General features: G+C 41.8%; 16 protein-coding genes. 13 read left to right on the plus strand and 3 right to left on the minus strand.

What is annotated here, in order from left to right; all coding sequences use genetic code 11:
- Nucleotides 1–90: 90 nt before the first annotated feature.
- The 7 genes from WCM76_01410 to WCM76_01440 all read left to right on the plus strand — a co-directional run bounded on the left by WCM76_01410 (nucleotide 91) and on the right by WCM76_01440 (nucleotide 10,909).
- Nucleotides 91–1,326 carry a glycosyltransferase gene (locus WCM76_01410; GenBank protein MEI6764264.1) on the plus strand — a complete coding sequence of 412 codons (1,236 nt, stop codon included), beginning with the start codon at nucleotides 91–93 and terminating at the stop codon, nucleotides 1,324–1,326.
- A gap of 147 nt (nucleotides 1,327–1,473) precedes the next feature.
- Nucleotides 1,474–3,834 carry a Smr/MutS family protein gene (locus WCM76_01415; GenBank protein MEI6764265.1) on the plus strand — a complete coding sequence of 787 codons (2,361 nt, stop codon included), beginning with the start codon at nucleotides 1,474–1,476 and terminating at the stop codon, nucleotides 3,832–3,834.
- 114 nt (nucleotides 3,835–3,948) lie between these two features.
- Nucleotides 3,949–4,302: a thioredoxin gene (gene trxA, locus WCM76_01420; GenBank protein MEI6764266.1), complete on the plus strand. Its 354-nt coding sequence runs from the start codon at nucleotides 3,949–3,951 to the stop codon at nucleotides 4,300–4,302.
- Between the two features lie 85 nt (nucleotides 4,303–4,387).
- Nucleotides 4,388–5,284 carry a UbiA-like polyprenyltransferase gene (locus WCM76_01425; GenBank protein MEI6764267.1) on the plus strand — a complete coding sequence of 299 codons (897 nt, stop codon included), beginning with the start codon at nucleotides 4,388–4,390 and terminating at the stop codon, nucleotides 5,282–5,284.
- Nucleotides 5,285–5,341: 57 nt separating this feature from the next.
- Nucleotides 5,342–6,397: a tetratricopeptide repeat protein gene (locus WCM76_01430; protein ID MEI6764268.1), complete on the plus strand. Its 1,056-nt coding sequence runs from the start codon at nucleotides 5,342–5,344 to the stop codon at nucleotides 6,395–6,397.
- A 27-nt stretch (nucleotides 6,398–6,424) separates the two neighbouring features.
- Complete coding sequence (locus WCM76_01435; GenBank protein MEI6764269.1) at nucleotides 6,425–8,476, plus strand: OmpA family protein; 2,052 nt, start codon at nucleotides 6,425–6,427, stop codon at nucleotides 8,474–8,476.
- Nucleotides 8,477–8,656: 180 nt separating this feature from the next.
- Complete coding sequence (locus WCM76_01440; protein ID MEI6764270.1) at nucleotides 8,657–10,909, plus strand: OmpA family protein; 2,253 nt, start codon at nucleotides 8,657–8,659, stop codon at nucleotides 10,907–10,909.
- 26 nt (nucleotides 10,910–10,935) lie between these two features.
- Here WCM76_01440 and WCM76_01445 read toward each other — a convergent pair whose 3' ends face one another.
- Nucleotides 10,936–12,186 (minus strand): peptidase U32 family protein, encoded by a 1,251-nt coding sequence (locus WCM76_01445; protein MEI6764271.1) that lies wholly within the window; start codon nucleotides 12,184–12,186, stop codon nucleotides 10,936–10,938.
- A 92-nt stretch (nucleotides 12,187–12,278) separates the two neighbouring features.
- Here WCM76_01445 and WCM76_01450 point away from each other — a divergent pair, with 92 nt between their 5' ends.
- From WCM76_01450 to WCM76_01460, 3 genes are all read left to right on the plus strand, one after another.
- A complete protein-coding gene (locus tag WCM76_01450) occupies nucleotides 12,279–14,723 on the plus strand; it encodes a DUF5686 family protein (GenBank protein ID MEI6764272.1) in 2,445 nt (814 codons plus the stop codon).
- 174 nt (nucleotides 14,724–14,897) lie between these two features.
- Complete coding sequence (locus WCM76_01455; GenBank protein MEI6764273.1) at nucleotides 14,898–15,494, plus strand: hypothetical protein; 597 nt, start codon at nucleotides 14,898–14,900, stop codon at nucleotides 15,492–15,494.
- A 25-nt stretch (nucleotides 15,495–15,519) separates the two neighbouring features.
- Complete coding sequence (locus WCM76_01460; protein ID MEI6764274.1) at nucleotides 15,520–16,038, plus strand: hypothetical protein; 519 nt, start codon at nucleotides 15,520–15,522, stop codon at nucleotides 16,036–16,038.
- 34 nt (nucleotides 16,039–16,072) lie between these two features.
- Here WCM76_01460 and aspS read toward each other — a convergent pair whose 3' ends face one another.
- Nucleotides 16,073–17,824 (minus strand): aspartate--tRNA ligase, encoded by a 1,752-nt coding sequence (gene aspS, locus WCM76_01465; GenBank protein MEI6764275.1) that lies wholly within the window; start codon nucleotides 17,822–17,824, stop codon nucleotides 16,073–16,075.
- Nucleotides 17,825–17,993: 169 nt separating this feature from the next.
- Between aspS and gldA the strand changes: the two genes are divergently transcribed.
- Entirely contained in the window at nucleotides 17,994–18,908 is a 915-nt protein-coding gene (gene gldA, locus WCM76_01470; protein ID MEI6764276.1) for a gliding motility-associated ABC transporter ATP-binding subunit GldA, read from the plus strand.
- Here gldA and WCM76_01475 read toward each other — a convergent pair.
- Complete coding sequence (locus WCM76_01475) at nucleotides 18,905–19,708, minus strand: RNA methyltransferase (GenBank protein ID MEI6764277.1); 804 nt, start codon at nucleotides 19,706–19,708, stop codon at nucleotides 18,905–18,907. The genes gldA and WCM76_01475 overlap by 4 nt on opposite strands.
- 40 nt (nucleotides 19,709–19,748) lie before the next feature.
- On the opposite strand from WCM76_01475, the gene WCM76_01480 reads away from it, so the two are divergent.
- Nucleotides 19,749–20,636, plus strand: coding sequence for a class I SAM-dependent methyltransferase (locus WCM76_01480; protein MEI6764278.1), 888 nt, complete (start codon nucleotides 19,749–19,751; stop codon nucleotides 20,634–20,636).
- Between the two features lie 86 nt (nucleotides 20,637–20,722).
- Nucleotides 20,723–22,105 carry a class II fumarate hydratase gene (fumC, locus tag WCM76_01485; protein MEI6764279.1) on the plus strand — a complete coding sequence of 461 codons (1,383 nt, stop codon included), beginning with the start codon at nucleotides 20,723–20,725 and terminating at the stop codon, nucleotides 22,103–22,105.
- The last annotated feature ends 32 nt before the right edge of the window (nucleotides 22,106–22,137 follow it).

A 22,137-nucleotide genomic window follows, 5' to 3' on the forward strand; every position in this document is an offset into this window, starting at 1 on the left:
TAAGTTTTTCGGATGAATTGAAAACAAAAGTAATAATTTTGCGCACTATCATTGAATATTAATGATTCACAATAATACAACGAATTGCCCGTGAAAATTTTATATGTGTCCTATGATGGAATGACAGACCCCTTGGGGCGCTCACAGGTAATACCTTATCTAGAGGGATTGAGCCGTGCAGGTCATGAAATATGTTTAATGAGTTGTGAGAAGCCGGGCCGGTTCGAAAAATTCCGCGAAACGATACAGGCTCAACTCGACCGTGCTTCCATAAAATGGGTTCCCTTGCATTATACATCAAGCCCACCGGTAATTTCAACGGTAATGGACATAATGACGATGCGGAAAAATGCTCAAAAGCTTTATGCCATTCACCATTTTGATGTGGTTCATTGCCGGAGTTATATTGCCGCATTTACAGGACTGGCAATGAAACAAAAATTCGGGTGTCAATTTGTTTTTGACATGAGAGGTTTATGGGCCGATGAGCGCGTAGATGGGGGGCTTTGGAATCTAAAAAATCCGCTGTTCAAAACGATATTTACGTATTTCAAAAAAAAAGAACGCGACTTTTTGCTGGCTGCAGACAAAATCATTTCACTTACGAACAATGCAAAAAGTGAAATATCGGGATGGGATTATTTTAAAGGTTTAGAAAATAAAATTCAGGTAATCCCCTGCTGTTGCGATATGGCGTTGTTTGATAAAACCAAAACACAGCAATCAACCGATTTGCTGCGCAAAAAGTTGCAAATTTCCGGAAACGATTTCATTGTTTCGTATCTGGGAAGCATTGGTACCTGGTATCTGACCGATGAAATGATTCGCTTTTTTACCCAAATGAAAACCGTAATTCCCAGCGCACGCTTTCTGTACATTACTCAGGACGACAAAGAAATTATCATTAATAAATCAACCTCATCAGGTATTCCGGGAAACGATATTTTTGTTATTGCAGCTAATAGAGACGAAGTGCCGGCATTGCTCGGGCTGAGCAATATAAGCTTGTTTTTTGTAAAGCAGGCCTATTCAAAAAAAGCATCCTCGCCTACTAAAATGGGAGAGATTATGAGTATGGGCATTCCATTAATATGCAACAGTGGCATTGGCGATGTTGACCGGATATTGCAGGATGCCGGTGTGGGTTTGGTTGTCGGTGATTTTTCGGAAGACACTTTTAGTGAAACCATCAATAATATCAGCGGACTTCTTACAACAGATCCTGCATATATTAGAAGTCAGGCCGCAAAGTTCTATTCACTTGAGACCGGAATCAATCTGTATGAAAAGGTGTATGATGAATTATCAGAATCAGTCCATGCCTGATGAAAAGGTTCAAATACTATATCTTTGCACAAACTTTTGTAATTGATTTTTCCTGCAACATTTGAGCTAAAGACTGGGTTTGACCGGATACGCCTTCTCCTGAAGGAAAAGTGCCTGTGTGCCCTCGGTGTGTCAAATGCCGAAGTCATGCATTTCCTTGATGATTTTGCATCTGTTGAACTATTTACATCGCAAACAGAAGAATTCAGACAAATATTAATTTCGGGAGAGTACTTTCCATCACAGGATTTCTATGATTGTACTCCTGAACTGAAAAGAATCCGTCTTGAAGGAACATGGATAGAAACGGAAGAACTCATGTTTTTCAAATTGAGTTATGCCGCAATTGGAGCAATAAAGGAATATCTGCAAAAAAGGAGTTTGAAATATCCTGTGCTGAACGAAAGTCTGGCATTACCTGCTTTTAATAAACAAATCATTCTGTCGGCGTCAAAAATTATTGACGACAAGGCAATAATTAAAGATACGGCATCGGAAAGGCTTCGTGAAATCAGAAGTTCTATAGTTTCCATCAGTAATTCCATTGATAAAAAAACCAGAAGAATTCTTCAATCGCTGAAAAAAGACGGCCTGGTGCCTGATGAGGCAGAAATAACCATCCGCAACGGAAGAGCTGTTGTGCCTGTTTATTCATCCAATAAAAGAAAAATAAAAGGATTCATTCATGATGAATCTGCGAGCGGGCTTACATCTTATATTGAGCCGGCTGAGATTTTTGAGATGAATAACGATTTGCGTGACCTTGAGTACGAGGAGAAAAAGGAAATTATAAGAATCCTTACCGAATTCACAAATCAATTACGTCCTGAATTGCCCGAAATTATTGATGCCTATCAATTTATGGGGCAGATAGACTTTATCAGAGCCAAAGCATTGGTGGCACTGGATATGGGCGCTTCAAAACCTAAAATATCGGCCACTCCGCAGATGGTGTGGTACGAAGCGGTAAATCCACTGCTTTCTCTTTTGCAGAAGCGACAAAAAAAAGAAGTCGTTCCTCTTACGTTTGAGCTGAATGAAAAACAGCACATCCTGATAATTTCCGGGCCAAATGCTGGAGGTAAATCGGTATGCCTGAAAACCGCCGGATTGTTGCAGTATATGCTGCAAAACGGAATGCTTGTTCCGATGAAAGATTATTCGGAAACAGGAATTTTTAAACAGATTTTTATTGAGATTGGCGATGAGCAGTCGATTGAAAATGATTTAAGTACTTACAGTTCACACCTTCGCAACCTAAAGTATTTTTGCGACAATATCACTTCTTCAACATTATTTCTGATTGATGAGTTTGGCAGTGGAACCGAGCCACATCTTGGCGGAGCCATTGCGGAGGCAGTACTTGTTCATCTGAGTAATGTACAACCTTTCGGTATTGTTACCACCCATTATGGCAATCTGAAATTGCTTGCCGGAAAAATTCCGGGTGTTGTAAATGGCGCCATGCTGTTTGATACTAAAAAAATGAAACCGGTTTACAAGCTTGCAATTGGCAATCCGGGTAGCAGCTATGCTTTTGAAATTGCCGGACAGATTGGTTTTGCAAAAGATGTACTTGAAAATGCGGCACGGCTTACCGGCGGGACTCAACTTGATTATGACCGTCAGCTGAAAGAACTGGAAGTGGAAAAAGAAGAATTATTAAAGAAGCAGATTCAAAACAATGTTGCCGATGAATTTTTATCGGAAATGATAGAAAAATACCGCACTCTTCTTGAAAATTTGGAGCAGTCAAAACGCGAGATTATTGTAAAAGCAAAAAATGATGCTGCAAAGTTACTGAACGATGCCAACCGAACTATTGAAAATACGATTCGTGAAATCAGGGAGCATCAGGCAGATAAAGAAAAGACAAGGCAATTACGGCAGGAACTGGCGTCATTGGTTGAAGATAATCAGGTGGCGGACAATCCCAATAATGCGACAATGGTTGTTGTTCCTGAAAAGCAAAAGAAAACAGAAAAATCTGCCGACCGGAAGAAAAGCAAAAATGAAGCACCCGCGGTATATTCGAGACCTGCTAAAATTGGCGATTATGTGAAATTGATTGGGCATGAAGGAACCGGTATTGTTGAAGAAATAAAAAACAAATCGGCACTGGTCATTATTAATTCGATGAAATTATGGTGGCCGCTGGATGAGCTTGGTATTGCCGGAAAAGGAGAATATGAATCATCCGTCAGGAAAATGGCAAAAAGCGACCAGAGGTCAATCTTCAGTGGGTTGGATGAAAAAACTGCTAATTTCAAACCACTGATAGATGTCAGGGGAAAGCGTGCCGAGGAGGTACATGGATTGATTTCGGCATGGTTGGATGATGCCGTTTTGCTGCGCGTTCATGAGCTCAGAATTTTGCATGGCAAAGGCAACGGTGTTCTCAGGTCCGTAATTCGTGAATTATTATCCAGAACAAAAGAAGTGCGATCATTCAGAGATGAAATACTGGAGCAAGGTGGTCATGGTATCACTGTTGTTGAAATAGAATAGTGGTGTGAAATTTGATAACTCACTCCGCAAAATAATATTCACACAAATTAAAGATTTATGAAACGCGGCACATTCATTCGGACTTTCCTGTTTTTTCTTGCGGGTTTTATAATAATGAACATAGCGGAAGTAAAAGCTCAGGACATTGTAAACGGGGTTACCATTCTCGCCGATAAGAATTTTGACAAAACGATTAAAAAGGATATTGTATTGGTTGATTTCTGGGCTACCTGGTGCGGTCCGTGCCGATTACAATCGCCTATAATAGATCAGATAGCGGAAGAAATAGGCCAAAAGGCGCTTATTTGTAAAATGGATGTTGATGAAAACGGAAAAACGGCGAACCGCTTCAATGTGCAGTATATTCCTACCATATTAATTTTTCGAGATGGTGTTCTTATCAAACGATTTACCGGTGCTCAGGAAAAGCAAACCCTGCTTGATGCAATCGATGAAGTTGCAAAGTAGAGCCTTGCTGCAAATAAGCATTAAACTATTTTTTAAATTATGCCATTGATTTGACTATTTTTGTAGCGGTCTATTAATGTGCTGAATGAGTAGTTTTTTCAATAAAACATCGAAGTATTTTTCATTTATAAAAATCAGTCACACGCTGTTTTCAGTTCCGTTTGCCCTTATCGGGTTTTTTCTGGGAACAAGCGAGGCGAATAACCGTCCGGATATTCTTCTGTTACTGTTGGTATTGCTTTGCGTGCTATTTGCACGCAATGCCGCCATGGGGTTCAATCGGTATGCCGACCGCGTTTTTGATAAAAAAAACCCCCGTACAAGTAACCGAGAAATTCCCCAAAATCACATCAAACCATGGTCGGCCTTGGTTTTTATAATTGTAAATGCGGTACTGTTCATTGGCACAAGCTGGTTTATAAACGTGCTATGCTTCGCACTTTCGCCTATTGCGCTCATTGTAATTCTTGGATACAGTTATACCAAGCGCTTCACGTCTTTAGCTCACTACATTCTCGGGCTGGGATTATCATTAGCCCCCATAGGAGCGTATCTGGCCGTGACTGGTAGGTTTGCGCTGGTGCCTGTTTTATACTCTGTAGTTGTCTTCTTCTGGGTCAGCGGCTTTGATGTAATTTACTCGCTGCAGGACGAGGAATTTGACCGGGCGGAGAACTTAAAGTCAATCCCATCTTTTTTTGGAAGGAAAAAGGCGCTTACCATTTCGTCCGTTACGCATGTGATATGTGGATTGTGTGTGTGCGTAGCAGGGGTTTATTCTGATACAGGTGTATTTTTCTGGATTGGCGCACTGTTGTTCATTGGGCTTTTGGTATATCAGCACCGCATTGTAAAACCTTTGGATATCAGCAGGGTAAATATCGCATTCGCAACAACCAATGGATTCGCCGGCATTATTTTCGCAGCATTCGTAATAACTGATATATGTTTTAAAGTCCCAATTTGGAATTTTTTGTTTTGAAATGTTAATGGTGTTGTTTACATTTGCCTTCTAATATTAATATATTATAACAATCTCATGAAAAGACTTGTACTTCTGATTGCTGTCTTCTTCCTGTGTGCCGGAACCTATGCGCAGAATCCTGTAGTTTCGGCTGATTCTTTATGGAGTGGTGATGACCAACAGGCCGAGAAATTCTACAATGACGGAATCAAATCGTATGATGCGAAAAATCTTCAGGAAGCACTCAAACAATTTGATCAAGCCATTCAACTGAAGCCAACATTTGACAAAGCCATTTTTAATCGTGGGTCAGTAAAACTTGAATTAAAAGATTATGCAGGTGCTATCACCGATTTTAACCGTTCTATAGAGTTAGGTCCAAGTGCAAAAGCATATTTCAGCCGTGGCAAAGCAAAGGAAGCTACGGGCGATAAAGATGGCGCCTATGCCGATTATACGAAAGCTATTGAGCTGGATGCAAGCCATGCTCAGGCCTACTATTACAGAGGCGATATCAGTTTTGAAAAAGGCGAATACGATAAAGCGATTCAGGATTTTACGCTGGCCATTCAGAGTAAGTCAGATTTCGCTTATGCCTACAATGACAGAGGAAGCGCGAGATTTAAACTTGAGAAATTCGATGATGCTGTGGCCGATTATAAAATGGCTACCACACTCAATCCATCCATGGCCTTTGCCTATAATAACATGGGCAGCGTAAAAAAGAAGCAAAAAGATTTTAAAGGTGCGGTTGATGATTATACGGCCGCCATAAAAATCAAGGCAGATTATTATATTGCCTATAACAACCGCGGCACCGCTTATTTTGAACTGGATAATTTTGAAGCCGCTTTGGCCGATTACAATGAAGCAATCAAACAAAAACCTGATTATGCGTATGCTTACAATAACAGGGGTAATGTAAAATATAAGCTCAAAGATTACGAAGGCGCATTGGCCGATTATGCCAAAGCGGTTGAACTGAACCCATCATACGGATATGCTTACCTGAACAGGGGTATTGCGTACGAAATGATGCGTAAGAATACCAATTCCTGTGAAGACTGGAAAAAGGCGGCTGCACTTGGAATCAATACTGCCGACACTTACGTGAAAAATCAGTGTAAATAGTTATTAATGCAATATAATAGAACACCCATGAAAAAATATATTTCACCGATTTGTTTGTTTATCGCGTTATTCGTCTTTGGAGGCGTTTCGGCGCAAAATGTGGAATTTATCAAAAGCAATTTTCCGGGAAAAGAAAAGGAATTCAAAGAAGCCAAGAATAATTATAAGCAAGGGAATAAATACTTTGATATGGGACGGGGAATGTATCGTACCGCCCTGGAGTTATTCCTGAAAGCAAATAGCTTTAACCCTTCTTGCGCCGATTTGAATTATAAAATAGGAAAGTGCTATGTAAATACTATCCAAAAAACGACCGCAATCCAATATCTCGAAAAAGCATATTTGCTCAATCCGTCTGTAGCTCCCGATATAAAATATCTGATGGGTCAGGCATACCACCTTAACCTTGAGTTTGATAAAGCAATTCAGTTTTTGCAGGAATATAAAGCCACGTTATCACCTGATATGCTTGCTCAGGTTGGTCCTGACATTGAAAAGCGGATTAACGCGTGTAATGTCGGTAAAGAGTTGGTGAAAAAGCCGGTCAGGGTTTTCATCGATAATCTGGGAAGTAACATCAACACAATTTATCCTGAATATTCGCCACTCATCACGGCCGATGAATCGCAGATATTTTTTACATCGCGCAGAGATAATACTACCGGTGGCAAATTAGACGAAAATGATTTGCAATATTACGAAGATATTTATTTCAGCGATAAAACGGGCAGCGGCTGGACCAAAGCTACCAATCCCAAAAAACCATTAAACAGCGATAAACATGATGCTACTGTGGGTCTTTCGCCCGATGGGCAAACGTTGCTTATTTATAAAGGAACCAACGGCGGTGACATTTTTGAATGTAAGCTGAAAGGTGATCAATGGTCATCGCCTTCAAAATTAAAACTCAACACAAAATATCACGAATCATCCGCCACATTTTCATTTGACGGAAGAACCATGTATTTTGTAAGCGACAGACCGGGTGGATACGGTGGCGGCGATATTTACATCACGAAAAAAGACGATAAAGGTCGCTGGTCAACTCCTGTTAATGCCGGGCCGGTAATTAATACACCCGAGAATGAAGAAGGTGTTTTCATGCAGTCAGACGGCAAAACACTCTATTTTAGCTCGCAAGGACATAAAGGCATGGGTGGTTTTGATATTTTTAAATCATCATTTGAAAATGGGCAATGGACAGAACCGGTGAACATTGGTTATCCTATTAATACTCCCGACGACGACGTTTTCTTTTCAATAGCGGCAAGTGGCATTCATGGCTATTATTCTTCTGTAAAACCTGAAGGCTATGGCGCACAGGATATTTATGAGATTACATTTCTGGGAGCCGAAAAGCCGGTCATCAATAATACAGAAGATAATTTGCTTGCCAGCCAAACGCAGCCTGTAAGTGAAACTGTAATTGAGCCTGTTGTTGCCATTCTTGATAATCAGGTGACGCTGTTAAAAGGGATTATCAGCGATGAAATCAATCTGGCTCCGGTAGGTGCCGTGATAGAAATTACAGACAACGATAAAAATGAGATAATTTCAAGTTTTGAATCAAACAGCAAAACGGGTAAATATCTGGTTTCTCTGCCATCCGGAAAAAATTACGGAATCGCCGTCAAGGCTGAAGGTTACCTGTTTCATTCCGAAAATTTGAATATTCCGCCATCAACGACTTATAGGGAAATCAATAAAGATATTAAACTGAAGAAAGTTGAAGTGGGCAGCACTATAGTTCTGAATAATATATTCTTTGACTTTAATAAAGCAACAATACGTCCCGAATCCACTTCAGAACTTGACAGGCTTGTGAAATTGCTGACAGACCTGCCGACTCTGAAAATAGAAATTTCAGGACATACAGATAATATCGGCGCATCGGCATACAACAAAAAACTGTCAGAACAACGTGCAAAATCAGTTGTTGATTATCTTGTTGGCAAAAGCATTGCCGCTGACAGACTGACTTTTGTCGGTTATGGTTTTGATAAACCAATCGCAACCAATGATACAGAAGAAGGTCGGCAGATGAACAGAAGAACAGAGTTTAAAATTCTAAGCAAGTAATATTCAACAAGATATATAAATTTTGCGTTGGAGTTAATGAAGATATAATGCAGCAATTTTAATTATTGAAGGCATTTTTAGTACTTTTATCGAAAATTAACAGATTAGTAAGGATTCAGATTTAAAGTATCTATAATTAGAGTAATATCAATTTAAATAACCAAATAAATCATAGCGTCTATGAAAAAGCCCAATATTTTTGCAATGATCATTGCTTTTTCTGTTGTATTCTTTTTCTGCAGCAGCATTTTGTCTGCACAGGATTTTGGATTTACAAAGGGTAATTTCCCTGGACAGAAAAAGGAATTGAGAAGGGCTCTCCGTAACATTAAAAAGGGCGATCGCCGTTACAGTTATGATCTGAAAGGAAAATACGCAGAAGCACTCGATTATTATCTGCTGGCAAATAACTTCAACCCGAATTGCGCGATGCTTAATTACCGCATTGGCGTTTGTTACCTCGAATCATTCTATAAAAACACGGCTCTACTGTACCTTGAAAATGCCAACAGGTTAAACTCACATGTAACCGATGATTTGCCATATTATCTTGGTTTAGCGTATCAGTACAACTATCAGTTTGATAAAGCGATTGCCTGCTATCAGAAGTACTACGGCTCTGTTGACCCCAGGAAGCTTGCAAATGAATCAGGTGATTTGGATACAAGACTTGCAGAGATAACCAAACGAATTGAGGAATGTAAAAGTGGGAAAATAATTTATTCAAAACCGAACAGGCTCGAAATAATGAACCTCGGACAGAACGTAAATAGCTTATATGATGATTATTGCCCTGTGGTTAATAAAGCTGAAACAGTAATGGCTTTTACTTCGCGCAGAAAAGGAACCAGCTCAAGACTCAACCATTATGACTTTTTGTATTACGAAGATATATGGTTCACTTATTTCAGAAATGGTGAATGGACTATTCCGGAAAATCCCGGTCCCCCGATTAACGGAAAGACGAACGATGCAACTTCTGATATGTCGGAAGGTGGCGATACTATTACCATCTATAAAAACTACAAAGGTGAAGACCTGCTTGTTGAATTAGTTAAACAAGACGGCGGATGGTCCAAACCAAGAAAACTGACCTCCAGCGTTAATTATACAGGCTCACATCAGCCATCCTCATCTTATACATCTGACCGTCAGACTATCTATTTTATCAGCGATAAAGAAGGCGGTGTGGGTGGTTCCGATATTTATTACAGCAAAGTTGACGAGTCCGGTAAATGGGGCGAAGCTGTCAATATCGGTCCGGTAATCAATACACCCTATGATGAAGAAGGTGTTTGTTTGCTGAATGATACTACAATGTACTTCAGCTCAAAAGGACACAATACTGTGGGTGGGTATGATATTTTTCTTTCAAGATTGATTGATGGAAAATGGACGGCCCCGGTTAATCTTGGTTACCCGATGAATTCAACAGGAGATGATATTTTCCTGTGGATGGGCAAAGACGGGAAAACCGGATATTTCAATTCTGACCGTCAGGGCGGTTTTGGCGGACATGATATTTACAAAGTTCAGTTTACAATGTCGACCGAAGAAATTATTTCAAACATAAACCCTGTATCAATCCACGGAACAGTTGTTGATGAAGATTCGGGTGAGCCTGTTATGGCAAATGTTCTGATGTATTCACGCGAAAAGGACTCACTTATTGCATCGAGAGTTACTAATAAATCAGGGAAATATGATGTACACTTGTCGTCAGGCAAGGCTTACAGAATGTCGATGCTGGTAAAAGGTTGCGATGATGCCGGTGCAAAGAAAAAATTATTTTTCGGCACGTCATATTCCAAAGAATTTAATCCTATAAAATTGTCTGATTCTGCCGGTATGGCAACCGTTATTTATGGAACTGTAATTAACGAAAAGAATGGTAAACCAATGCAGCCGAATATAGAAATTATCGAAAAGGGAACGGGCAAAAAAGTTGCTGTTGTGGTTCCCGATACACTGGGTAATTTCAATGTAACGGTTACATCGACTCTTGAATATAATATGTATGTTCAGGTTTCCGGTTGCGAGCATACGCAAGTACAGGTGGTAACAGAAAACTACACTCAAAGCAATATCGATGGTCAGATTATTAAACTGGAGAATATTTATTTTGATTTTGACCGTTCTGAAATCAGACCCGATGCTGCCGAGATACTGAACCGTCATGCTGTTTTATTCCAGAGCCATAAGGATTGGAAGATACTGGTTGAAGGTCATACGGATAACATGGGAACGATGAAATACAATGAGTTCCTCTCACAGAAAAGGGCTGAAAATGCCATTGAATACTTATTAGCAAAGGGCGTTAAACGTAACCGTTTCAAATCGGGCGGCTATGGTTTCAACAAGCCCATTTCAACCAATGAAACAGATGCCGGACGCCAGCTTAACCGCCGCGTTGAGTTCAGCATCATGAAATAACAACAAACTAGAAATAGAATAGAATTTTACGACTGACTCCTGCTTACAGGGGTCAGTTTGTATATTTTGTCGGAGCGTCTGACTATGGCAGACACAGGAATAGAGCAGATATCGCCTTTATTTGCAGTGTTTGTGAGGCCATCGTCGAGGCGGATCTCTCTGACAGTTTCTTCAAGTACTCCTGTTGTAGGACCAATTATCAGCAGTTCGTCTCCCGCACATAATTGTGCTGTTTCCAATTTTATTTCTGCTACGCCTAATTTAGAGAAGTAGTTGGTTATTTTCCCGATATAGGTTTTTTGCTGTGTTGCTTGCGAACCGTAGCGTTCAGACCATTCTCCGGTGTGTTTTCCAAGATAATATCCGTCCCAGAAGCCGCGGTTGTAAACTGAATCAAGCCGCTGAATCCACCCTTTGACGGCCTCTTCGTTGTACGTTCCTGCCGCCAGAGATTCAACCGCTTCGCGGTAGCACATGGTCGCGGCTTTTACGTATTCAGGTGAACGGCCACGTCCTTCAATTTTCAATACGGTTGCTCCTGCATTGACGATAGCATCGATAAAACCTATCGTACACAAATCTTTTGGCGACATGATATATTTGTTATCCACCACCAACTCCAGACCGTCTTCAAGGTCGTGAACGGCATAACCACGTCGGCAAGGTTGAAAGCAAGCGCCTCTGTTGGCAGAGCTGTTGAAATTATCGAGGCTGATATAACACTTCCCGGAAATGGCCATACATAAAGCGCCGTGAACGAATATTTCTATTTTAACAGGATTGCCCGAAGGACCGCAAATATTTTCTTGTTTAATAGTTTGGACGATTGCTGCTACTTTATCAAGGCTCAGTTCGCGCGCGGTAACCATAACATCGGCATAACGAGCATAAAACCTCACGGCACCGGCATTAGTTATGTTGCATTGGGTTGAGATATGCACCTCCATACCTTTGTCGCGTGCATATTCCATTACTGAAATATCCGAAGCAATAATTGCACTGATACCATGTTCAACAGCGGCATCTACCAGAGCATTCATCTCCTCTGTTTCGTTGTCAAATACAACCGTATTGAGTGTGAGATAGGCGCGTACATTATTTTCTTTGCAAAGTGCGGTGATGCGGGCAAGGTCATCAAGTGTGAAATTGGCGGAGGAACGCGAACGCATGTTCATTTTTCCGACACCAAAATAAACAGAGCCTGCACCTGCCTGTATGGCAGCCATCAGCGATTCGTAAGAACCAACCGGCGACATTATTTCTATTGATTGTATCATAGTGTGAATACAAAAGTAAGAAGATTGGGGCATACCAAACCTGTTTGCAATGAAATCATGACTATTCGCAACAAATTCGTTAATTTGTAGTGATGATTTCACGCAGGATATTATTATTTATTTTACTTATTTCAGCGACCCTTCCGTTGTTGGCTCAGTTTCGTGTACAGGGCCGTGTAATTGATTCTGTAACTCTCAGCCCACTTGCTTTTGTGAATATTATAGTGAATGATAGCCAGTATGGAGGGCTTACTGATATTGATGGTGAATTTAGCTTTTCGTTGCCCTTTCAGGTTCATTCATTGACACTGAGCTATGTTGGATATAAACAAAAAACGGTGCAGGTTGCGGGAAAAAGCGACCTTAAAATAGACCTGTTGCGTGTTAATTATGAACTCTCGGAAGTGGTGGTTGTCCCCGGGGAAAATCCTGCCCACCGCATTATCCGAAGAGTAATAGAAAACAGAGAGGCAAACAATCCCGAAAAGAATCTTCACACGTTCCGTTATAAATCGTATAACAAAACAACTGCCGAATGGTACTTTGATGAGAGCCGCATCACGAAATACCAAGATAACGGCGATTCGGCAAAGGCAGACTCTCTCTATATTAATTTGCTAAAGCAATCGGAGGAGCACAGCATTTTGATGATGGAATCGTGTACCGAGCGGATATACATGACGCCGGCTCATAGCCTTGAGACCGTACTTGCCACCCGGATTTCTGGTTTTATGGATCCCGCATTCGCATCTTTAGCAACAGATATTCAGCCATTTACTTTTTATGACGATTTGATAACACTCAATCTGACGGATGTGAAGGACTATTTAAATCCGGTAGGGAATGGCAGCATTGGCAGGTACAGTTATATTATTGAGGACACATTATACCACGGCACCGACAGCATCTATGTGATTTCATATCATCCGCTGCGTGGTAAAACATTTAACGGTTTGAAGGGTTTACTGTATATCAATACGAATGGCTATGCATTGCAAAATGTAATTGCTGAGCCTGCAGATGAAGGGCTGTGGACGATAAAAATTCAGCAGGAATATGAGCTCATTGATGGCAAACAGTGGTTTCCTGTAAAGCTGAATTATGATTGGATTCTGCCCAAATATCCCTCGCCAAAAGTTGGGATGGTAATGCATGGCAGAAGTTATTTCAGCAATATTGAGCTTAATCCTTTGCTTTCGGGAAAAGATTTTATTCCTGAAAAAATAGTGATGGATAAAAATGCTGCAACGCGTGATGAGATTTACTGGAATCAACGTAGGGCTGATACTTTGAGCGTCCGCGAACGCAAAACTTATGTAGTGGTTGACAGCATGGGAAAGAAAATGAATTTTGATTATCTGGTAAGGCTATCGAGCGAAATACTCGAAGGCAATCTTCCGGTAGGACCGGTCAGTATAATTGCAGATAGACTCTACAGTAGTAACGCCATTGAAGGCAATCGCTTAGGTTTTGGTTTGATGACCAATAATAAGATGGCAAAATGGGTATCGGTTGGCGGATATTTTGGCTACGGAACAAAAGACCGGCGATGGAAGTACGGGGGTAATGCGGTTTTTACGTTAAGTCATAACCAGGAGATTAAATTAAAATTCGCTTACGCGAATGACCTTTGGGCTGCGGGGCAAAGCCGTTTGCCGGGTATTGGCGGTTCTGCATACTGGACAGGCTACATCAATACTCGCCTTGACCGCGGAGAACAGAAGTCGGCATCGGTCAGCTTCAGATGTTTTAGGTACGGCGAATTCAATGTGTCACTGTCGCAGCAACGCCTGCATCCGGAATACAATTTTACCTGGTCGGGTAGTGGCGATACTCTGAATGGAAATATTTTTGATTTCACAGAAGCGCGCATTGGAGCAAAATATTCATTTCGTGATAATCTGGTAGATGCTTTTGATAAAAAAGTATCACTCGGCTCCATGTATCCTGTGCTTTATTTCAGCTATTCGCGTGGCATCACGGGCATTTTAAAAGGAAAATTCAGGTATGATAAATTTGAAATGGCGCTTGAAAAAAGAATACGAATTCGAAATGTCGGACTTATGTCGTTTCTGGTTGAAGGCGGCTATATTATGGGCGATGTCCCTTACATGAAATTATTCGCGGCGCGTGGCACTTATGACCGAGATTTTCCCGCACTGATAAAGAATTCATTTCAGACAATGCGCCCTGGAGAATTTACAAGCAGCCGGTACGCAAGTTTGTTTGTGAGTCATAATTTCGGAAGTTTGTTATTTAAAGTGAAAAAATTCAATCCGGAGATAAGCCTCGTGCAGGGCGTTTTATTCGGAGACATCAAGGCCGGTAAAAAATACAACGGAATAAGCGTAGCTGCTCCCGACAAAGGTTTTTTTGAAGCAGGCCTCGTTATAGATAATCTGATAAAAATAAAATTACTGAACATCGTTTATCTTGGGCTTGGCTGCGGTGCGTATTATCGTTACGGTTATTATTCATTTAATAAACCTATTGATAATGCAGCGTTTAAAATATCGCTGAAACTGGGAAGCACCTAGGAATGAAAAATGAAAAATGAAAAATGAAAAATGAAGAATGAAGAATGAAGAATGTGGACAGAATTCACCCGTGATAATTGAAATTCACAATTCAATGTTAGTTTATAGCACAATGGTCAATTGAGTATGTTTGAAATATTTCGTTATTTTTACTGCATAAAAAAAAGGAATAAGATGGGATTGCTGAATAAAAGAATTGAGTTTTTTATTGTTTTTGTTGCTTTAGCCGCTTTAGTGTCGTGCAAGCCTTCGCCAAAAAATGCGCAGCGATACTACGAAAATGTTACCGATATCATCGAGCCTTTACTTCAAAAGGAAAACAACCTTATAGTGCTTATCAACAAAGAAATGGGTAAGGCGGCTTCGGGTGCATCGGTTCTTGAAAAACCTTCTGATAATTCAAATGCCGTTGCAGACAAAGAACTCGACGATACGTTTATTGCCTTTAAAGTGCAGGTTGAGCAAGCCTTATCTGATGCACGTCGACTTGAATCATTTGATGGAGAAACCGGTTTGAAAGATGCTCTGGTGAAACTGCTTGAAGAATATCAACAGATTGTCAGCAATGAATATCCGGAAATTCTGAAAATTGTAAAAATACCCTCATCGGTCTATACCAATGAGGATGACAATAAATTTATTTTACTGACTGAAAAAGTAGATGACCGTTTGCAGGAAAAAATAGATAATTTCACAAAGGAATCAAAGACTTTTGCAATGAAATATAAATTTGAAATTGCAACAGATAACGATACAATTCCAAAGAAATAATATTGACAATTTAAACATCATACTTATGAGAAAAATTGCAGGTACATTATTATTTACAACAGTTATGCTGTGTGTTATGTCGTGTGGACCAACATCTGATCAGGCTATTGCGTATAATGATAAGATTATTGACCAGCAGGTGGCTATTATCAATAAAATGGATGGTTTGAACACCAGTTTTAAAGACTGGTCAAACAAAGAAGGCATGGATAAAGCCTATGCCGAGGCCATCAAACAGGTTGAAGTTTCTATAACGGAAGTGACAGCCATGGATGCATTCGATAAGAATACAGAATTCAAAGAAGGAGCGTTGAGTTTATTCAAGGTCTATAAAAGTGTATTGGATAATGAATACAAAGAAATGGTGGCTTTGTATAAGCTTCCTGACAATCTTTTTACGAAAGAGCAGGAAGATAAATGGACCAGCCTTTCGGAACAGGCGCTGAATAAAATGGATAACGGGCTGAATGAGCTCAAGCCAATCCAGTCAAAATTTGCTGAGAAATACAAATTCGAGATTAATAAAACGTATCACGAAAAGTAAGAAAAAAAAGACCGCATCGTCGCGGTCTTTTTTTTTATGATTTCAAATCGAGTTTGATATTCAGCTCGGTAAGCTGTGCCGGATTAATGGCCGAAGGCGATTCCGACATGATATCGCGACCCGCGTTATTCTTCGGGAATGCAATAAAATCACGTATTGAATCGGATCCTCCGAAAACGGCACACCAACGGTCGAAACCAAAGGCAATACCACCGTGAGGCGGAGCACCGAATTCAAACGCATTCATCAGAAAACCGAACTGGTTCTGTGCTTCTTCGTCGCTGAAGCCGAGCACTTCGAACATGCGCTTCTGCAAATCTTTATTATGTATGCGGATAGAACCTCCGCCAATCTCAATGCCATTAATTACAAGGTCGTAAGCATTGGCCTTTACTTTTCCGGGGTCGGTATGCATAAGTTCAAAATCGTCGGGTCGCGGTGACGTAAACGGGTGATGCATCGCGTAATAACGCTTTGAATCTTCGTCCCATTCCAGCAGCGGAAAATCGACCACCCACAGCGGTCTGTAAACATTCTTATCTCGCAAGCCCAGCCGTGTACCCATCTCCAGTCGGAGTTCACAGAGTGCTTTCTGCGTTTTTTCTCTTGCACCGGCAAGAACCAGCACGAGGTCGCCTGCTGAAGAGCCAAAGGCTGCCGCCCATTTTTTCAGCTCTTCTTCATTAAAGAATTTGTCAACGGACGATTTGAGTGTACCGTCTTCGTTGTGACGCATATAAATCATTCCGGTTGCGCCAATCTGCGGCTTCTTTACAAAATCGGTAAGCTCATCAAGCTGCTTGCGAGTATAGTTTGCGGCACCCGGCACGCAGATTCCGACAATAATTCCGGCATCGTCAAATACCTTAAAATCCTTGCCTTTCGCAATATCAGTAATCTCTTTGAACTCCATCCCGAAGCGGATATCCGGCTTGTCGGAGCCATAAAGGTTCATTGCGGTATCGTAGGGCATTCTCGGGAAATCGCCGATTTCCATTCCTTTCACTACGCGAAACAGGTGTTTGGCAAGTCCTTCGAAGGTGTCAAGGATATCGTCGCGGGTAACAAACGACATTTCACAGTCAATCTGCGTAAACTCCGGCTGACGGTCGGCACGAAGGTCTTCATCGCGGAAGCATCGTACTATCTGGAAATAGCGGTCGTAGCCTGCAACCATTAATAATTGCTTGTATTGCTGTGGCGATTGCGGCAGAGCATAAAATTCGCCCGGATTCATGCGTGAAGGAACCACAAAATCGCGCGCACCTTCGGGTGTAGATTTTATCAGACAGGGCGTCTCAATTTCCATGAAACCCTGAAGGTTAAGATAATTGCGGGTTTCGATGCCCATTCGATGACGCAGTTCGAGGTTTGCTTTTACAGCCGGTCTGCGCAGGTCAAGATAACGGTATTTCATGCGGATCTCATCACCGCCGTCAGTATTATCATCAATGGTGAAAGGCGGTAGTTTGGAGGCGTTTAATACTTCCAGATTGTTTACAATGATCTCTATTTCGCCTGTAGCTATCTTTAAATTTTTATTACTGCGTTCGGCCACAATTCCGATAACGCGGATTACGTATTCGCGTCCTATCTGCCGCGCCTGTTCACAGATCGGACCGTCGGTTTCCATATTGAAAACAAGCTGCGTAATGCCGTAGCGGTCGCGCAGGTCGATAAAGGTCATGCCTCCCAGATCCCTTGATTTATGAACCCATCCGCAAAGGGTAACGGTACTTCCTTCATTCTTCAGCGTAAGCTCGCCGCAGGTGTTTGTCCTATACATATTTCATTGGTTTATCAGGCTGCGAAATTAATAAAAAAACAGGGGCGGAAGCAGGTGGGGGCAAATGCGTTGGTTAATTCTCTGCCATACACGAACATCATATCACATTTAGTTTTAATTTTGCGCTTTGCGCGAACGCGCATTTGATTACAGACAATACCTCAAAAATATGTCGATAAGGGTAGAACAGATAACTAAAAAATACGGGACGCAGAAAGCACTGGATGCTGTTTCTTTCAGCATCCGCAAAGGAGAAATAGTGGGACTGCTTGGCCCGAACGGCGCCGGTAAATCCACGATGATGAAAATTCTCTCGTGCTATATTCCGCCAACATCAGGTCGTGCTGCGGTTTGCGATTTTGATATACTTGAGCAATCGCTTGATGTCCGTAAAAAGGTAGGATACCTTCCGGAGAATAACCCGCTGTATCTTGATATGTATGTGAAAGAGTTTCTTCTTTTCATAGCAGGCATACACCGTTTGGGTAAAGCCAGTAAGTCACGCGTTGCCGAAATGATTGACATGACAGGATTGCAGGCCGAACAAAATAAAAAAATAGGTGCATTATCCAAAGGCTACAAACAGCGTGTGGGTATTTCGCAAGCACTGATACACGATCCCGAAGTGCTTATTCTGGATGAGCCTACATCAGGGCTCGATCCCAATCAAATTGTTGATATTCGTGATTTGATAAGTAACATCGGTAAACAAAAAACCGTGATGCTTTCTACACATATTATGCAGGAAGTGGAAGCTATTTGTGGTCGCGCCATTATTATTCACAACGGCATCATTGTGGCTGACGACTCCACGGCAAATCTTTCGCGGCTTGCTACTACAGAAAACATCATCCTGGTTGAATTTGACCTTCCTGTTAAAGAAGCCCTGCTTAAAGCAATTCACGGCGTTCAGAAATTGAAATCTGTAAAAGCAAATACATGGGAATTACACTGTGACCCTTTGAAAGACCTGCGTTCAGATATTTTTCAGTTTGCCGTTCAGAACAAACTGAACATCCTGTCGATGCAGAAAAAAGAAGGTAAAAGTATTCAGGAAGTATTTCAGCAGCTCACTAAAGATTAACTGAATTTTCGCTGGCGCATCGCTTCAAAAATGAGTATTGCCGCGGATGTTGACACATTCAGCGAGTCGATGATACCCATCATTGGTATCTTTATGCGGTCGTCCACAGCAGCAATCCAGCCCGGCGTAAGCCCGGTAGATTCTGTTCCCATTACCAGTGCCGATGGACCCGACAAATCTGTTTCATAATAATATTTTTCCGCACTGAGCGCTGCCGCGAAACTTTTTATTTTGTTGTTTTTAAGCCATGATACGGTTTCTGCAAAGCCGGCTGCAGCAGTTTGTACTGTAAACACACAGCCAATGCTCGACCGAATCACGTTCGGATTATAAATATCCGTTGTCGGATCACAAATAATGAGGGCATCAACTTTCGCTGCGTCGGCAGTACGCAGCACGGCACCGAGGTTTCCGGGTTTTTCAACCGATTCAAGAATCACAACTAATGGGTTTGCCGATAGTTTGATATTCTGTAAGCTGACAGGCTGCGGTACTGCCAACGCCACAAAACCGGAAGTGCTTTCGCGATAAGCAATCTTATCAAACACCGGACGGCTCACATCAAAAATATTTTTTTCGCCGGGGTCGGAAAACAGGGAGCGTGGTAATTGCTCCCGTTTCAGCAATTCGGAGCAGTAAAAAACAGAATTGATATGCAGACCGGCCTTTATTGCAAGACCGGTTTCCTTTAATCCTTCTATAACAATAAGTCCCTGTTCCTTGCGGGCCGCGGCTTTTTTAAGGAGCAGAACTATGTTTTTTATCTTTGGGTTGGTAGTACTGACTATTTTTTCAGGCATAATGCAAATGTAAAAAAATTACCGATTATCTTTGTTACCGATGGAATTACTATCACCACACTGGATCGATTACGAACTCATTGACAGCGGCGGCTACGAAAAGCTGGAGCGTTTCGGCGCTTATATTCTTGCCCGTCCTGAGCCGCAGGCTTGCTGGAACAAGTCATTGGACGAGGCCGAATGGTTACGTTTGGCCCATGTTCACTTTGTGCGCGAAAAAGGAAGCAACGATAAAGAAAGCGAAAAAGGGCGATGGAATTTCTATAAAAAAATGCCCGAATCATGGTTCGTTTCGTATGCTTATAAAGAAATGAAACTGAAGTTCCGCCTGGGACTTACATCATTCAAACACGTTGGTCTTTTTCCTGAACAGGCTGATAACTGGAATTTTATTCATGACACCATTGTGAATTCAGGAAACAAAATGCCGCGCGTACTGAACCTGTTTGCATACACCGGCGGTGCATCTATTGCCGCAAAGGCTTCAGGTGCCGATGTAGTGCACGTTGATTCGGTAAAACAGGTGATAAGCTGGTCGCGTGAGAATATGGAAGCAAGCGGACTCGACGGCATACGTTGGGTAGTAGAAGATGCCATGAAATTTGTACGCCGCGAAGTGAAACGCGGCAGTCGTTACAGCGGTATTATTCTCGATCCGCCGGCCTATGGACGTGGTCCCGACGGAGAAAGGTGGATTCTGGAAGATAGTATCAATGAACTTGCTTCACTTTGTGCTGAATTACTTGAACCCGTCAACAGCTTTTTTATTCTGAACCTGTATTCAATGGGCTTCTCGGCGCTGGTTGCCGAGAACTTAGCCAACTCATATTTCCCAAACCTGAAGTCAAAGCAGTATGGCGAATTGTTTTTCCCCGATCGTTCGGGCAATCGTTTGCCTCTTGGAATATTTTTACGCTTTACGCGATAATTGCAGAATATTTTTTTTTACATTTGGTTTGTTATTCAATTAACAGAATCTGAAACAATTATACGAACCACAAAAATATCATGATGATGAAAACCCGTACAGAACACGACACCATGGGAGCAGTTGAGGTTCCTGCCGATAAATACTGGGGCGCACAAACCCAGCGTTCTAAAGATAATTTTAAAATTGGCGGTCAGCTGATGCCAAAAGAAATTATTGATGCATTTGCTGTTCTGAAAAAAGCTGCAGCGCTTGCCAATCTTGATCTTGGTGTTCTTGCAAAAGAAAAATGCGATCTTATTGCTGCTGTTTGCGACGAAATACTTGACAACAAACTTGATGATCAGTTTCCTTTGGTAGTGTGGCAAACCGGAAGTGGTACCCAAAGTAATATGAATCTGAACGAGGTAATTGCCAACCGTGCACATGTAATCAATGGCGGTACGCTGGGCGAAGGAAAAACCGTTATTCATCCGAATGACGATGTAAATAAAAGTCAGTCATCGAATGACACATTTCCTACAGCAATGAGCATTTCGGCATATAAAGTGATAACGAGCGTTACCTTGCCGGGATTAAAAATACTGCGCGATACACTTGCCAAAAAATCGGAAGAATTTAAAAACATAGTGAAAATAGGCCGTACGCATTTAATGGATGCAACGCCGCTGACGCTGGGTCAGGAATTTTCGGGCTATGTGTCCATGATAGACCATGCAATTTTAGCCATCGAGCATACGCTGGCTCATTTATCGGAGCTTGCTTTGGGCGGCACCGCAGTGGGTACGGGCATCAACGCGCCCAAAGGGTATTCTGAGCTGGTTGCCAAAAAAATTGCAGAACTTACTCATTTGCCGTTCATCACTGCGCCCAACAAATTTGAATCACTGGCGGCGCACGACGCTATGGTAGAAACTTCAGGTGCGCTGAAAACAGCCGCTATCAGCCTGATGAAGATAGCGAATGATATCCGTTTACTGGGTTCCGGCCCCCGTTGCGGCATTGGAGAATTAATGCTTCCGGAGAATGAACCCGGCTCATCCATCATGCCGGGCAAGGTGAATCCAACACAATGCGAAGCCCTGACCATGGTGTGTGCTCAGGTAATAGGCAACGATGCTGCCATTAATATTGGCGGTATGAATGGCCACTTCCAGCTCAATGTGTTCAAGCCTGTGATGATATTTAATTTACTGATGGCCGCCCGCCTCATTGGCGATGCATGCGTTTCATTCAATGAAAACTGTGCTGTGGGTATTCAGGCAAACGAGCTTGTTATTCAACAAAATCTGGAGAACTCTTTGATGCTGGTTACGGCGCTCAATCCGCATATTGGTTATGAAAATGCGGCTAAGATTGCAAAAAAAGCGCATCACGAAAATAAAACACTTCGCGGTGCAGCGATAGAACTCGGACTAGTTACAGACGAGCAGTTTACCCTGTGGGTGGATCCTAAAAAAATGATATAATAATCTTCTGGAATCCCTCAATTGACAAGCCC

It is taken from the genome of Bacteroidota bacterium, from assembly GCA_037133915.1.
Taxonomy (GTDB): domain Bacteria; phylum Bacteroidota; class Bacteroidia; order Bacteroidales; family CAIWKO01; genus JBAXND01.